This window comes from Streptomyces sp. P9(2023) (assembly GCF_032436795.1).
GTDB lineage: Bacteria > Actinomycetota > Actinomycetes > Streptomycetales > Streptomycetaceae > Streptomyces.
In genome coordinates this window covers 1-269 of the sequence record NZ_JAUPWM010000498.1, presented here as the reverse complement: position 1 = coordinate 269, position 269 = coordinate 1, and the positions used below count along the sequence as shown (strand labels likewise).

Genomic DNA, 269 nt, shown 5'->3' with positions numbered 1-269 from the left:
CACATGGGGCCGGGCTGGAGGCCGGCGGTGAAGTTGGGGGCAAGGCGCTGCACCAGCGCAGCCACAACCCATAAAACGGCCCACGGCAATACAAAATATATACAAAAGATCCAATTTGGATAGCCTAAAAAATTTGAAAAATAACTTCCATATCTTGCTTCATTTGCGAACAGTGAAGCTGCATATATCGTAACCAACAACGATATGGGCGTAAAAAATAACACCCCCCCCATGCCTAGTACTCTTGCCATACCAAAGAAAAAAGCCCG

Annotated in this window: 1 protein-coding gene; it reads right to left on the bottom strand. The window is 47.2% G+C overall.

Annotation, left to right across the window (positions count from 1 at the left end; genetic code table 11):
* The coding region (locus Q5762_RS38520) for a hypothetical protein (RefSeq protein ID WP_315896969.1) at window positions 1-269 on the bottom strand (269 nt) is incomplete at both ends.